15 protein-coding genes are annotated in these 14013 nt (G+C 42.3%); 5 read left to right on the forward strand and 10 right to left on the reverse strand.

The window, feature by feature from the left end:
• Positions 1-135 precede the first annotated feature (135 nt).
• From A3GI_RS0102880 to A3GI_RS0102905, 6 genes are all read right to left on the reverse strand, one after another.
• Positions 136-1392: a phosphoglycerate kinase gene (locus tag A3GI_RS0102880; RefSeq protein ID WP_018359968.1), complete on the reverse strand. Its 1257-nt coding sequence runs from the start codon at positions 1390-1392 to the stop codon at positions 136-138.
• A gap of 60 nt (positions 1393-1452) precedes the next feature.
• Positions 1453-2295, reverse strand: coding sequence for a mechanosensitive ion channel family protein (locus tag A3GI_RS0102885; protein ID WP_018359969.1), 843 nt, complete (start codon positions 2293-2295; stop codon positions 1453-1455).
• Complete coding sequence (locus A3GI_RS0102890) at positions 2292-2558, reverse strand: hypothetical protein (protein ID WP_018359970.1); 267 nt, start codon at positions 2556-2558, stop codon at positions 2292-2294. The genes A3GI_RS0102885 and A3GI_RS0102890 overlap by 4 nt, the downstream gene beginning before the upstream one ends.
• A gap of 299 nt (positions 2559-2857) precedes the next feature.
• Positions 2858-3334: a hypothetical protein gene (locus tag A3GI_RS0102895; protein ID WP_018359971.1), complete on the reverse strand. Its 477-nt coding sequence runs from the start codon at positions 3332-3334 to the stop codon at positions 2858-2860.
• Between the two features lie 20 nt (positions 3335-3354).
• Positions 3355-3801 carry a hypothetical protein gene (locus A3GI_RS10360; protein ID WP_018359972.1) on the reverse strand — a complete coding sequence of 149 codons (447 nt, stop codon included), beginning with the start codon at positions 3799-3801 and terminating at the stop codon, positions 3355-3357.
• Positions 3802-4017: 216 nt separating this feature from the next.
• A complete protein-coding gene (locus A3GI_RS0102905) occupies positions 4018-4281 on the reverse strand; it encodes a YtxH domain-containing protein (RefSeq protein ID WP_018359973.1) in 264 nt (87 codons plus the stop codon).
• Positions 4282-4535: 254 nt separating this feature from the next.
• Here A3GI_RS0102905 and A3GI_RS0102915 point away from each other — a divergent pair, with 254 nt between their 5' ends.
• The 5 genes from A3GI_RS0102915 (at position 4536) to A3GI_RS0102935 (ending at position 9258) form a co-directional block, all read left to right on the forward strand.
• Positions 4536-5810: a collagenase-like protease gene (locus tag A3GI_RS0102915; RefSeq protein ID WP_018359974.1), complete on the forward strand. Its 1275-nt coding sequence runs from the start codon at positions 4536-4538 to the stop codon at positions 5808-5810.
• 37 nt (positions 5811-5847) lie between these two features.
• On the forward strand, positions 5848-6264 hold the full coding sequence (locus A3GI_RS0102920; RefSeq protein WP_018359975.1) for an acyl-CoA thioesterase: 417 nt from the start codon (positions 5848-5850) through the stop codon (positions 6262-6264).
• A gap of 108 nt (positions 6265-6372) precedes the next feature.
• Complete coding sequence (gene folP, locus A3GI_RS10365) at positions 6373-7260, forward strand: dihydropteroate synthase (protein ID WP_040575245.1); 888 nt, start codon at positions 6373-6375, stop codon at positions 7258-7260.
• 36 nt (positions 7261-7296) lie between these two features.
• Positions 7297-8064, forward strand: coding sequence for a diadenylate cyclase (locus A3GI_RS0102930; RefSeq protein ID WP_018359977.1), 768 nt, complete (start codon positions 7297-7299; stop codon positions 8062-8064).
• Positions 8065-8085: 21 nt separating this feature from the next.
• Positions 8086-9258, forward strand: coding sequence for an exo-beta-N-acetylmuramidase NamZ family protein (locus tag A3GI_RS0102935; RefSeq protein ID WP_018359978.1), 1173 nt, complete (start codon positions 8086-8088; stop codon positions 9256-9258).
• A 471-nt stretch (positions 9259-9729) separates the two neighbouring features.
• Here A3GI_RS0102935 and A3GI_RS0102950 read toward each other — a convergent pair whose 3' ends face one another.
• From A3GI_RS0102950 to A3GI_RS0102965, 4 genes are all read right to left on the reverse strand, one after another.
• A complete protein-coding gene (locus tag A3GI_RS0102950) occupies positions 9730-11403 on the reverse strand; it encodes an AMP-binding protein (protein WP_018359981.1) in 1674 nt (557 codons plus the stop codon).
• A gap of 80 nt (positions 11404-11483) precedes the next feature.
• Complete coding sequence (locus A3GI_RS0102955; protein WP_025079569.1) at positions 11484-12500, reverse strand: FAD:protein FMN transferase; 1017 nt, start codon at positions 12498-12500, stop codon at positions 11484-11486.
• A gap of 27 nt (positions 12501-12527) precedes the next feature.
• Entirely contained in the window at positions 12528-13043 is a 516-nt protein-coding gene (locus tag A3GI_RS0102960) for a nitroreductase family protein (protein ID WP_018359983.1), read from the reverse strand.
• Positions 13044-13047: 4 nt separating this feature from the next.
• Entirely contained in the window at positions 13048-14001 is a 954-nt protein-coding gene (locus A3GI_RS0102965; RefSeq protein ID WP_025079570.1) for a glycosyltransferase family 2 protein, read from the reverse strand.
• Between the last annotated feature and the right edge of the window lie 12 nt (positions 14002-14013).

Raw genomic sequence — 14013 nt, forward strand, 5'->3', positions numbered from 1 at the left:
GGAACTTTTTATTTTTTATAAAGATATGGATTTTGCCTAAAATTCGTCCGAGCGTTTTTTCGGAAAACACAGAAAACGGGCTGCCTTTCAGCCTTTCGACTAAAGAAGACAGCCCGAGTCTCTTTTGCTTAATTATCAATCTTCGATGGCTGCAATGCCCGGAAGTCTTTTTCCTTCGATAGCCTCCAATAGTGCACCGCCGCCGGTGCTTACGTAACTCATTTGGTCTGCCAGTCCGAATTTGTTTACACAGGCAACACTGTCTCCTCCACCCACGAGGGAGAAAGCGCTGTTACGTGTGGCTTCGGCTATGGCTTCGGCTACGGCACGGGAGCCATGGGTGAAATTTTCAAATTCGAATACACCTGTGGGGCCGTTCCATAAAATGGTTTTTGAGTTCAGGATAACTTTTCTGAAAGTTTCGATGCTATCGGGGCCGATGTCCAAACCTTCCCAACCATCGGGGATTTCGTTGTTTGGTGCATATTGAGTTTTGGCATCATTGCTAAAGCTGTCTGCTATTTTGGCATCGGTGGAGATGACCAGATTTACCCCCTTTTCTTTTGCCTTGGCTATGATTTCGAGGGCCAGGTCCAGTTTGTCGTTTTCACAAATCGAATTCCCGATCTTTCCGCCTCCGGCTTTTGCGAATGTATAGCTCATGCCGCCGGTGAGGATGAGATTATCCACTTTATTAAGCAGGTTTTCGATGATTTCGATTTTGGAAGAAACTTTAGATCCGCCCATAATGGCCGTGAAAGGACGCTCGAAATCGTTATTGATCTTTTGAATGGCTTTTACCTCTTTTTCCATCAGGTAGCCGAACATTTTATGATCCTTATCGAAATAATCTGCAATCAAAGCCGTAGAAGCATGTGCACGGTGAGCCGTACCGAAGGCATCGTTTACATAAGCATCCGCCATGGAAGCCAATTTTTTTGTAAAGGCTTTTTGGCTCTCTTTTACCGCCTTTTTTGCGCTTGCCTTTTCTTTATCCGAAGCATCTTCTTTCAGACCTCGGGGTTTACCCTCTTCTTCGGCGTAGAAACGAAGATTTTCAAGCAGAAGAGCTTCGCCCGGATTCAAATTTTCAGCCATCTGCATGGCTTCTTCGCCCACACAGTCCGGTGCAAACTTTACGGTGCATCCGAGCAATTCCTGTACATGAGCTAAAATATGTTTGAGCGAATATTTTTCTTCCACACCTTTCGGGCGTCCCAGATGCGAGCCGATAACGGGCATTCCCCCGTCAGCGATGATTTTCTTTAGAGTGGGAAGAGCCGCTTTGATGCGTGTGTCGTCCGTAATGTTAAATTTTTCGTCAAGAGGGACATTGAAATCTACCCTGACGAATACTCTCTTACCATTGAAATCGAATTGGTCGATAGTCATAATAATCAGTTCAATAAATTATTTATAGAAACCGGTGTGCAGTTTTTGCACGCCATAACATTAAATTTCATTCTTTTTATCATTGTTTTCAGCGTAATGTATCACTCGCTGAGGCAAAGGTATATCAATATTATTTTGTTTGAACAGACGGAAGATATTTTTGCGGATATCGCTTTTTATGTTTTCAACCCTGAAGAGGTTATTACACCAAAAGTAGACCGTATAGTGAACCGCATGGGCTTCAAATTCGTTCAACCGTACAAAAGGATTCGGGTGGGGCAGAACTTCCGGTTGCATTTTCGCCGCTTCTATCATCAGCTTGCACACCGTTTCCACATCGGCTTTATAGCTTGCTCCTACGGATACGTCGAACCGTGAAACCTGCGTGTTGTGGCTCCAATTGATCAGCTGTTGTCTGGTCAGTTGCGAATTGGGCAAAATGATTATTTTATCGTCACGGGTTATAACACAAGTCGTGCGCATCTTGATTTCCTTAACCTGGCATACCATTCCTCCCAAATTGATAATATCTCCGACCTTTACAGAAGAGTCCAGAAGAATAACCAGACCGGAAAAGAAGTCGCTGAAAACATTTTGCAACCCCAAACCGATTCCCACGAGCAGAGCTGCCGACCCCGCCAGTATGACCGAGAGATTTAAGCCGAAGTTTTGCAGCAGGATAACGATCGTAAAGAGCCAGACACCATAATTTATAAGTCTATTGAGGGAATATTTTTTGCCAACATCGAGGGTGGAAATCCTATCCAATCCCTTTTTTATGGCAAACAGGAGCAGGATGACTACAACAACGATAATACCCGCATTGATAAGACCGTGTATCGTAATCTGAATATTCCCCCATTGCAACAGGGTATCCATAGATGTTTTTGCGTCCAGATTCATCTTACAGATTTATTTTTGCAGAGTTGTCCGCCTTTTTGATCAAAGGCTCGCAATCCTTTGTAAAAATAGCAATTATTACCAAAGATAAAAAGGCTTTGTTTGTTTGTTTTCATGCGTGTTGGGAACTCACCAAGCAGGGGGATAATAGCACAATGGTAAGAAATGGGAAATTCTCTGCCTGATGGATGAAAATTCTTGTTAAGGAAAATAAAAAACCAAGTTAACTTGGATAAAAATCGTTTGCCTGAAGAATTTTCATCCATCAGGCAGAGAATTTTCAATCGTCTTAACAGGATTTTTTTGACCGGCAATAACAGACACTGAAAAAGGGGGATTCTTTTTTATCTATTGCGGTTATAAATGAGAGGGGATATTATGAAAAGACGCGTGCCATCATACGCAAATTAATGCCTTGCTTGCGACATTCGGCTTCAGTCACGTACTTCAGCACACTCCTTTGAGCCTCAGTCTTAGTACGCATTCTGACGTACCTAATAGGGGCTGTGCCAAAATCGAATTTTGATACAGCCCCTTATATGGAAAAATAAACTTTGACTGTGTTTTACTTTTTCTTACGTCTGAATATTCTGTTAAGAAAGTTCCTCTTTACGAAAGACATTGTTCCGATCCATAGGACAGGTTTTATGATTTCGTAAATATTTTGTCCCAGTTTTTCGTCTGCCACGGTCATTTCCAATGGCCGGGGTCTTTCATCCGAAGCGTGTCCTGTAATTCGTCCTCCGGTATTTCGTATGTGCCCTAAGATATTTTCGTTTTTTTGTTTGGAAGGCTTGAAAATCCCCGGTATGAAACTCGAAAAGATTTGTCCGGCATGTCCCTTGAGGATTTTAATTCTTCTAACTGTGCGATCTGCAAAAGAATTATGCGGAGCTACCGTTCTGTATGCTTTTTGTTTAATGATGTCCGATTTGTTTTCGTTAACATACTGGAGTCGACGCTGAAGATTTTGTTCTGATACCTTTGCTTGAAAAAGAGCATCTTCATATCTTTTTTTCAATAAATCATAAGAATATTTCATTTCTGATCCTCCTTTCGTTCTTATTTGTTAAAAGATGCCTGTTCTTTATCTTCATTGGCCGGCAGTTCCTTCTTTTTCATCTTTTCCGGAATGTCGGCTTCCATTTCGCGGCGGACATCATCGGCCAAATTCAGGAAGAAGGATGCAACCTTGCTTTTCAGTAAACCGGAATTCTTGGGCTTAACGAATAGCCAGATCATCAACAACAGGAAATAGAAACCTCCTACAATTAAGAAACCCATTGCGGGTGTACTCTTCAGCCAGCTGCCGACAGCGAAACTTAAAGCGATATTCAAAAAAAGAAAAGCTGCTGCTGCAAAAACAACTACCAACAAAAAATGACCGATATAACCGAATGCTCTTGAAACCCTTATGCCCATTGCATAATAAAAGCGTTCGATTTGTGCTTTCAAATAATTGCCGGCTTCGTTTTTCAGAGATTTGAAGTGATTATCATCTATTTGCATAGTTTATATTTATTATTCGTGATTATATACTGTTTTCAAGAAGACCTTGTATACAGGTCGCTCTCCTCTTCCGAACTCCAACAGGCTGAACAAACGACTTAAGAAAAGAATCAAAAACAGAATGCGAAGATCGGCACACCGGATATACGTGATTTACCGCAAACCGACAACCAATCTCCGCATGTAGTGACTTTTGATTGCTATATGCCACACTATTTATTTGGTAGCATCATTCAGTTCTTCTTCGATTTCATCCACGATGTCTTCCGTTTCTTTGATAAGACGGTCTTTATAACGCATATATTTATCTTTTGCATCGTAATAACCTTCTACCACCGAGTCCTTAAACTTATCGGCCGTACTGTACATATCATCGAGGAATCGCTCACGTCTGTTGCGATCTGAAAAATAAGCACTCAGTGCTCCTACCAACGCCCCGACTGCTACACCCAAGGCGAATTTTACATTACCATTTGCCATAATAACCCTTTCAATTTAATCGTGTTGTTCTACAATTTTCTTAAAAACATCTCTCTTGTTTTACTCTTAAAGATAATAAAAAATGTTAGAACTCCTTTTCTTTCATAACCTTAAATACGGCATTCGATACCGTATTTAAGTTCTTCCTGTTTATTTGTATTCCGATAAGGGGAATGATATTTCACACTTTCTTCTTTTTTGTGCAAAAAAATGCCACCTCTTGAGCTATTGTGTTTATCTTTGTCACAAATAATATGCCGGTTATGACTTACCAAAATTTAGAAAAGGACCTTGAAATTATGGCCCCTGCGGGTTCATACGAATCCCTTATGGCTGCCATCAAAGCCGGGGCAGGTTCGGTATATTTCGGTATCGAAGGATTGAATATGCGTGCCCGATCGGCAAATAATTTCACTGAAGAAGATCTGCGACGCATCTGTGACATTTGCCGGGAGGCCGGGGTTAAAAGTTATCTGACCGTAAATACGATTATCTATGACAGTGATCTGGCGCTGATGCGCAATATCGTCGATGCCGCTAAAGATGCAGGCATATCCGCCATTATAGCAAGTGATGTGGCTGTAATGCAATATGCGCGCAGTATCGGGGTGGAAGTTCACCTCTCGACACAGCTCAATATATGTAATGTGGAGGCGCTGAGATTTTATGCCCGGTTTGCAGATGTTGTGGTGCTGGCGCGTGAGCTGAGCCTCGAACAGGTAAAACAGATATACGAAACAATCGAAAAAGAGGAGATTAAAGGGCCCGGTGGGGAGTTGATCCGTATCGAAATGTTTGTACACGGAGCACTGTGTATGGCTGTCAGCGGCAAATGCTACCTGAGCCTGCATGAACTTAACAGCAGTGCAAACAGAGGAGCATGCGGACAGATATGCAGACGGGCTTACACGGTTAAAGATAAAGACACGGGCATCGAATTGGATATCGAGAACGAATATATCATGTCTCCAAAAGACCTGAAAACCATTCATTTCATCAATAAAATGGTAGATGCCGGCGTACGTGTTTTCAAAATCGAAGGACGCGCCAGAGGCCCCGAATATGTATATACGGTTGTAAAGGCCTATAAAGAAGCGTTGCAGGCTTGCTGCAACGGTACATTCGAAGAAGCGGACGTGGAGGAATGGAACAGCAGGCTTTCGACTGTTTTTAATCGCGGCTTCTGGGATGGTTATTACTCCGGAAAGCGCTTGGGCGAATGGACTTCGCGTTACGGATCTGATGCCACGAAAGAAAAAGTATATATCGGAAAAATAAACAAATACTTTTCCAATATAGAAGTAGCGGAAGTGGAAATTCAGACAGGTGAATTGAGTGTGGGAGATGAAATTCTTATCACAGGACCTACGACCGGATTGATCCGGATGACCGTGGACGAAATTCGATTCGATCTGAAACCGGTAGAGAAAGCCGTTAAAGGGCAGTGCATATCTTTCAAGGTACCGGAAAAAGTTCGTCCCAATGATAAGGTTTACCTTTTCAGAGACAGACCTTTACAGATCAGTTAACGAGAAACCACTATTAATTCTTATATATAATATAAAAATGAAAACCCCGAAAGATTTTATATTCAGCATCGATATGAAAGTAAGAGACTACGAATGCGACTTGCAGGGCGTAGTCAACAATGCCAATTATCAGCACTATATGGAGCATACACGCCACGAGTTCCTGGAGTCTTTAGGTGACAATTTTGCGCGTATGCACGAGATGGGTGTCGATGCTTTTGTATACAGGGTATCCATAACCTACAAAAAATCCCTTCGCAGCGGAGACCGTTTTACCAGTTCTCTTAAATGTCGCAAAAAGGGGCCTTATCTTATCTTTGACCAGTATATTTTTACCGAAAGCGGTGAAATCTCTGCTTATGCCGAAATCGAAACCGTAGCCGTTAAAAACGGGGTGATTACCAGAGGCGAGTATTTTGAAGAGCTTTTGGGCAAGAAGAATATCGAATATTAACTTTTTTGAACAGATGATGCAATAAGATGTCCCATAAACGATTTTAAGCCGTTTATGGGACATATGGAATATACAGAGATATACTATTTAATAGAATCGATCATGGTCATGAAACAAACGACTCTCAACCTTGGAGGTAAATTATTTTCTCTGGAGAATGCTGCCGTCATGGGTATTGTCAATGTGACACCCGACTCTTTCTATGCAGGTAGCAGAGTGGGAGAGGAAACCAAATTTCGGAACAGAATAAAGCAAATTATATCCGAAGGCGGCACGATGGTTGATATCGGTGCATACAGTTCAAGACCGGGAGCAGCTGATATCAGCCCGGCAGAAGAAATGGAGCGTCTGCGTCCGGGACTGAAGATACTCAGAGACGAGTTTCCCGGCCTGCCGGTTTCGGTAGATACTTTCAGAGCCGATATAGCTGCTGCTTGTGTGGAAGAGTATAATGTGGCGATGATCAACGATATTTCCGGAGGGCAGATAGACCCGAAAATGTTTGAAACAGTGGCAAGACTCAATGTGCCTTATATCCTTATGCACATGCGCGGAACACCTGAAACCATGCAGCAGTTTACGGAATATAAAGATATAGCTGTAGATGTTCTGGACTATTTTATTCAAAAGACAACCCGGCTGAGAGAATTGGGAGTGAAGGACATCGTGCTGGATCCCGGATTCGGTTTCAGTAAAACAACGCTGCAAAACTATGAACTGATGGCGCGAATGGACGAAATCACTCGCATACTTCCTCTGCCGCTGTTGGTGGGTATTTCCAGAAAAAGCATGATTTACAAACTGTTCGACAGCACACCGCAGGAGGCCCTGAACGGTACGACTGCATTGAATACCTACAGTTTGCTCCATGGAGCAGACATCCTGCGTGTTCACGATGTGAGAGAAGCTGTCGAATGTGTTCGAATAGTCGGTTTATTAAAGAAGGGAGAGCAGTTAAAGGACCCTTCTCATTATAAGATTGGCAATAATCATTAAATTTATTGCCGATATTATTCTAATACGCTATTTCTTATGTGGTTGCCTTTTACGATTAAAGATGCTTTAGATATATTCTTTGTAGCCATTTTTATGTTTTATGTCTACAATATGCTCAAAAACTCGGGAAGCCGGGCATTGTTCATGGGTATTATTGCTTTTATCGTATTGTGGATATTGATATCTCAGGTATTTCAGATGAGATTGATGGGAGCGATATTGAACAAGTTTGTGAGCGTGGGCGTATTGGTGCTGGTAATTATCTTCCAGGAAGAAATCCGTCGTTTTCTTTCTTCGATTGGTAGCGCCAACGGGATAAAATTCCTCAGGAATATTTTCATGGAGCATAAAAAAGGCAGCGAAAAGGAGGGAACGAAATATGTGGCTCCGGTGGTATTGGCTTCGATGAATCTGGCACGTAAGAAAACGGGTGCGTTGATTGCCATACAGCAGATGATGGATTTATCGGCATACGAATATACAGGTGAAATGTTCCGTTCGGATATCAATGCCCGGCTGATTGAAAATATTTTCTTCAAGAATAGCCCTCTTCATGACGGTGCCATGATTATCTCACACAATCAGATCAGGGCTGCCGGATGTATTCTGCCGGTGGCCAATAATGAAGATTTGAGCAAAGATTTAGGTCTCCGTCACCGTTCGGCCCTGGGGCTGGCACAGGAAACGGATGCCAAAGTTATTATCATTAGCGAGGAAAGAGGAACCATTTCTTTGGCGCATAGAGGCGAAATCCATGTGGATATCGGTCCGGAAGAACTTCAGCAACGCCTTCTCAGCGAATAAATCCAAATTTGTTCCTTTTTCATGAAAAAGCTTTTTCCGCTTGTTGTTCTGTTTCTTTTTTTGAACATTTTCATACTTCCCGGCCAGCAAAACGGAATGATTACGTTGGGAAGTGAACGGCTCGATATCCTTCTTCCGCTGCTCGAACAAAAACGCGTGGCTCTTATTGTAAACCATACCAGTGTGGTAGGCAAAGAGCACGTACACTTAATCGATACATTGCTCGGTGTCGGGGTAAATATTACGAAAATCATGGTGCCGGAGCATGGTTTCAGGGGAACAGGCGATGCCGGGCAGACCATAAAAGACGGAAAAGACATTAAGACAGGGATACCCATTGTTTCGCTTTACGGCCCTGAAAAGAAGCCGCCCTCCCAGCATCTCAAAGATGTGGATGCAATAGTTTTCGATATACAGGATGTGGGTGCACGTTTCTATACTTATATCAGTACGATGCACTATGCAATGGAAGCTGCTGCCGAGAATAACCTATTGTTTATTGTTTGCGATCGCCCTAATCCGAAAGATTATGTAGATGGCCCTGTGTTGGAAAAAGATTGCAGATCCTTTATCGGTGTACATCCGATTCCTGTTTTGCATGGTCTTACTGTGGGCGAATTAGCCCTGATGATCAATGGTGAAGGCTGGTTGAAAAATGCTGTTCTATGTAATCTGAGAGTTATCCCAATGCGTGGTTGGCAGCATGGAATGCACTATTCTCTTCCCGTAAACCCCAGCCCCAATTTATGCAGCGATCAGGCTATTGCCTGGTACCCTTCGTTGTGCCTTTTCGAGGCTACGATAATGAGCGTGGGGCGTGGAACGGATTTCCCTTTTGAGACGGTCGGATATCCGCAAAGAAACTTCGGTAAGTTTTCATTCATCCCTCGTCCTCAACAGGGTGCTTCCAATCCTCTGCACAAAGGAAAGAAATGCTATGGAATAGATTATCGTCAAAAACAGGCTCCACAAGGATTTTCACTGGCTCCGATTATCCATTTCAATAGGATTGCAGTGGCAAACGGTTTGCATTTGATAAACAGAAAACGCACTTTTGAATTGCTGATTGGAAATCGTCGAACGGCAAAACAACTTGCACGAGGTTTAAGCGAAGCGGAAATTCGGAAAACCTGGGAGCCCTCTTTACAGTCTTATAAAGAGCTTCGGAAATCATACTTGCTTTATCCTGAATAATAGGAAAACAAGTTGTTTGTTTAGGATTTTATTTTACCTTTGTGAAAGGATAACCTTGTAAGAATAAAGACTTAATTATCATAATACACCATGAAAAGCGAAATCCCGTTTTTTGCTTTTTAATGTGATTATAAAATAGACGTTTCTCTCTTTTATATAGTTCAATAGTGTCTGCAGCCATCTGCCTCGTGAGAGCAAAGGTGGCTGCTTTAATTTTGAAGAGACGGTTTGTTTCGATTGGGAATCAACCATCGATTTATCAGGCCTTTTGCTGAATAATATGAAAAAGACGGTGTATCATCATGCGCAGATTACTGCATTCGTTGCGACCCCGGGCTTCGATCACGTACTTCAGTACGCTCCCTTGATTCTCAGCCTCAGCGCCTTGTACTTTACGCTTTCTGACGCATCTGAAAGGGGCTGCGCCAAAAATGAATTTTGACACAACCCCTTGAAATAGTGTGTTATCTATCAGTTGGTATACAAATAACGTTTTATGCTCTGTTTCGGAGTTTTAATAAACGGCTCATCATGACGCTCGAAACGGGTGACCTTTTCATAAGAACCTAACTGCTCATTCAGGGTAGTTCTGAATTCTTCAATCTTTGCCCAGCCTTCTTCGGGAGTCAGTCCCTGAGCCTTGATGGCATCCATGTTGGGAACGACCAAAGCCTCTAAGCGTTTGTTTCTGGAGACTACCAGCGACTCTGATACCAGCGGGAAAATATTCAGTTTGGATTCGATTGTTTCCGGAAAGATATTTTGTCCGTTGGCACTCAAAAGCATTGCTTTAGAACGGCCTCGAATGTAAATGAATCCGTCTTTATCCATACATCCCAAATCTCCGGTATGCATCCAGCCGTCTTCGGTAAATAATTCTTCTGTCAGGTCTGGCTTCTTGAAATATCCCATGCAGACATGCTCGCCACGAACCTGTATCTCTCCGTTTTCCTGATTTTCGTAGCCTGTATAGTCGATACGGGCTTCCATAAATCCATCCAGAGGTTTGCCGCAAGAGCCGATACGCCATTCTCTCCAGGAGCAATACGAGATTAGAGGGGCACACTCTGTCATGCCATAACCAACAGTGAATTTGAAACGGATTTTCTTCAGAAAACGACTCACTTCTTCATTCATCGCTGCTCCACCTACGATGACTTCTCTGAAATTACCGCCTAACCCCTCATTCAAAGCTTTATGAATTTTCTTGTACACGAGCTTACGCAACAGCGGTACCGATGAAAGAGCTTTGACTGCAGGTTTATTTAACTTGGGAAGAATGGTATCACGATAAATTCGTTCAAAAACAAGAGGTACACTGATAATCAGGTTCGGCCTGATGGTCTTAAATGCTTTTAGAAGAATGGATGGTGCAGGAATTTTTCCGAGCAAATAAATATGTGACCCCTGTGCCAAAGGCAAAAAGAAGTTAAACGTACAGCCGTACGTATGTGCTAAAGGCAGGAAGTTCAATATGACTTCATGCTTTTTAATGATTTCATATTTACGGGCGAATAATATATTGCCGGCCAGATTGTTGCCTGTGATCATAACCCCTTTACTGAAACCGGTAGTTCCCGAAGTATAATTCAGCAAAACCAGATGTTCATTGGGTGTAAAATGGTATACTACGTCTTTTTTGGAAAACCCCTCAGGATATGCAGCTTCGAAGTGTTTCCGTATAGACTCGCAGTAGGAAGTCAGGCTATCGCCGCCTGTTGTACTGTGTTCGGATAGAACATTGCCGTTATTGATATTAAAGACAGCTATAATATCCGACACTTTTTTCGGGTTTAGTTTTGCCCAGATATCCGGATCTATGAAAAGGACTTTAGTTTCCGAATGTTCCAGAATAACTTCTGTATCCACAGCCGAAAAATCTTGAAGAATAGGCACGACAACGGCACCATACGTCAGAGTAGACATGAAACTGACGCACCATTCTGCGTGGTCTTTACCCATTACAGCTACCTTTTCGCCGGGCTTTAGTCCGATTTGCTTAAAAATCAAATGCCATTCCGCAATACGTTTAGCCAAATCGGCGTAAGTATAAGTCTTATTTGTTCCGTAATCAGACAGCGCTTTCAAATCCCAATTTTTACGAAAACTGTCTTGATATATAGAAATAAAATTTGTTTCTATCATAGTTTACTTATTATTTTGCACATTTTAGATATTTTTGTGCAAAAATAATTGTAAATAATGAAATTACAATAATAAAGGACCTATTTTGAAATGATTTTCTGTCTGAACCCCGGGCTTGCCATGGTCTTAAAGCCGTTTTCGTCTTTTGTTCCCAAAATCAATAAATACTCTGTATTTGAAAACTTGCTCATCAGTTCTTCCGCTTTCTGAGAGCCCACTACCATCAGAGCAGTGGCAAGTCCGTCGGCGGTCATGCAGTCGGCGGCGATTACCGTAGCACTCAATACATCGGTTTGGATGGGATAACCGCTCTCGGGGTCGATCGTATGCCCTACGCGTTTACCATCGATCAACTTGAAATTTCGATAGTTTCCGGATGTAGCCAAACCTCCATTTCCTTTTAGCACAACGATTTCTTCCAGATCCTGAATTAATCCTGTTGTATCGAACAGCGGTTTATTGATGCCTACACGCCAGGCCTCTCCATTCGGATTTACACCCTTATAAGCAATTTCCCCCCCGATCTCCACCAAGAAGTTTTCTACTCCTCTGGATTTAAGGAAAGAAGCTATCAGATCCGAGCAATAACCCTTACTGATGGAAGACAGGTCTAACTTCATCCTCTCATCCTGCTTGATAAGCGTGTCGTTTGCCAAAGTTATTTTTTCATAACCGACAAACTTTTTAAGGCTATCGATTATCCGGGCATCCACTTCGTTAAAATGCTCATATCCGAATCCCCACGCATTGATCAGCGGCGAGCATGTAATATCATAGGCTCCGCCGGACGCTTTGGATATATCGAATGAACGGGTTATTATTGTTTTCAATATATCGTCCATGCGGTTTCCCTGATTGTTGTTTATTGCTGCAATTAAACTTGTGGTATCGAATGGATTTGCCGAATGATTAAAAACCTCGAAAACCGAATCTATCCCGTTTGAAAAATCTTCTGTGCCTTGATATGTGATATGGTAATACGTGTGAAACCGTTCTCCGCTGATTTTCAGATATCCGGTGTCATTGCTTTTATTTCCGGTACAAGCCGAAAATCCTATTAAAGAAAAGATTGCAAACGATACATTTGCAATCTTCATTATTATTGAGGAAATACTCATTTTCATTTAAAGTTGATTGTATTTGACTACTTCTTCCAGACTTTTTCTTTTTTTGTCTGTTTGGGTTATTCGATTTTCATCGGCGTAGCCGATAGCCAAAATAGATACCGGTTCCATTTCTTCGGACATTCCGAATAGTTTTTTACAAAGATCCTGATCGAAAGCGCAAACCCATGTGGATGAAAGACCGAGTTCGTGTGCCTGTAACATCATTTGCGTTGTGGCTATGGAGGTGTCTATATCCACGGAGTTGCCGGAAGGACGGCTCCAGGCTTCGTTGTGATGTCCGATGATCACAATATAAAGAGGAGCTTCTGCAAACCACGAGCGACTATAGCAACTGCACAAAGCTTTTTTTGCTTCGGGTTCGTTTATGACCAAGAAAGTCCATGGTTGTTTATTGCAGGCTGAAGGTGCTAACCGGCCGGCTTCGAGGATATGTTGTAATTTCTCGTTTTCAACGGCTTTCGGTAAAAAACAGCGGATAGAATTTCGAGAAGTAAAAATATCGCCTAATGTCATGGTTCTATAATTCTTTTTCTATGGTATAATCATTACGGTGCGGATTTTGGCGTCCCATTAATTCTGTGATAAAACCTGTCACAAAAAGTTGAGTGCCCAGAATCATAGCTGCGAGAGAAATGAAGAAGTAGGGCCTGTCCGTTACGAGGGGAGCAGGAACTCCATTTTTGAGGGCTATGAATTTATTGATCAGTACGATGGCCAATGCTATGAAGCCGATGAGAAACATAATGGTGCCGATAAGGCCGAAAAAGTGCATCGGCCTGCGTCCGAATTTACTCGTAAACCACAATGTGATTAAATCTAAATAGCCATTGAAGAAACGGCTGATACCGAATTTCGATTTTCCGTACTTCCGGGCTTGATGGTGCACAACCTTTTCTCCGATTCTGGAGTAACCGGCATTTTTGGCCAGATAAGGAATATACCGGTGCATATCATTGTATATTTCTATGTCCTCTATCACTTCGCGGCGGTAAGCCTTGAGACCACAGTTAAAATCATGCAAATTACGGATACCGGAGAGTCGTCTGGCTGTATAGTTAAACAGTTTGCTCGGCAAATTCTTACTCAGTATCGGGTCATGCCGTTTTTTCTTCCAGCCACTGACTAAGTCATAATCCTCTTCGGTGATCATACGGTAGAGTTCGGGGATTTCATCCGGACTGTCCTGTAGATCTGCGTCCATCGTGATAACGACTTTGCCTTGAGTCTTTTTGAATCCACATTGTAAACCGGGAGATTTCCCGTAGTTACGTCTGAACTTAATCCCGTAAACATTCGGATTTTCTTGTTTAAGATGTTGGATTACAGACCATGAATTATCAGTACTGCCGTCATCCACGAATATTATTTCATAGGTGAAAGAATTCTCATCCATAACTCTCCGGATCCATCCTTCCAGCTCGGGTAGAGATTCGGCCTCATTATAAAGAGGTATAACAATAGAAATATCTATCATAAACTATGA

Source organism: Porphyromonas macacae DSM 20710 = JCM 13914 (assembly GCF_000379945.1).
Taxonomy (GTDB): domain Bacteria; phylum Bacteroidota; class Bacteroidia; order Bacteroidales; family Porphyromonadaceae; genus Porphyromonas; species Porphyromonas macacae.

What these genes read in the sequence shown, in the direction of transcription:
- A3GI_RS0102895 (WP_018359971.1), bottom strand. Translation starts at nt 3,334, where the DNA reads ATGAAATATTCTTATGATTTATTGAAAAAAAGATATGAAGATGCTCTT.
- A3GI_RS0102955 (WP_025079569.1), bottom strand. Translation starts at nt 12,500, where the DNA reads ATGAAGATTGCAAATGTATCGTTTGCAATCTTTTCTTTAATAGGATTT.
- folP (WP_040575245.1), top strand. Translation starts at nt 6,373, where the DNA reads ATGAAACAAACGACTCTCAACCTTGGAGGTAAATTATTTTCTCTGGAG.
- A3GI_RS0102890 (WP_018359970.1), bottom strand. Translation starts at nt 2,558, where the DNA reads ATGGATGAAAATTCTTCAGGCAAACGATTTTTATCCAAGTTAACTTGG.
- A3GI_RS10360 (WP_018359972.1), bottom strand. Translation starts at nt 3,801, where the DNA reads ATGCAAATAGATGATAATCACTTCAAATCTCTGAAAAACGAAGCCGGC.
- A3GI_RS0102960 (WP_018359983.1), bottom strand. Translation starts at nt 13,043, where the DNA reads ATGACATTAGGCGATATTTTTACTTCTCGAAATTCTATCCGCTGTTTT.
- A3GI_RS0102885 (WP_018359969.1), bottom strand. Translation starts at nt 2,295, where the DNA reads ATGAATCTGGACGCAAAAACATCTATGGATACCCTGTTGCAATGGGGG.
- A3GI_RS0102950 (WP_018359981.1), bottom strand. Translation starts at nt 11,403, where the DNA reads ATGATAGAAACAAATTTTATTTCTATATATCAAGACAGTTTTCGTAAA.
- A3GI_RS0102920 (WP_018359975.1), top strand. Translation starts at nt 5,848, where the DNA reads ATGAAAACCCCGAAAGATTTTATATTCAGCATCGATATGAAAGTAAGA.
- A3GI_RS0102915 (WP_018359974.1), top strand. Translation starts at nt 4,536, where the DNA reads ATGCCGGTTATGACTTACCAAAATTTAGAAAAGGACCTTGAAATTATG.
- A3GI_RS0102930 (WP_018359977.1), top strand. Translation starts at nt 7,297, where the DNA reads ATGTGGTTGCCTTTTACGATTAAAGATGCTTTAGATATATTCTTTGTA.
- A3GI_RS0102905 (WP_018359973.1), bottom strand. Translation starts at nt 4,281, where the DNA reads ATGGCAAATGGTAATGTAAAATTCGCCTTGGGTGTAGCAGTCGGGGCG.
- A3GI_RS0102880 (WP_018359968.1), bottom strand. Translation starts at nt 1,392, where the DNA reads ATGACTATCGACCAATTCGATTTCAATGGTAAGAGAGTATTCGTCAGG.
- A3GI_RS0102935 (WP_018359978.1), top strand. Translation starts at nt 8,086, where the DNA reads ATGAAAAAGCTTTTTCCGCTTGTTGTTCTGTTTCTTTTTTTGAACATT.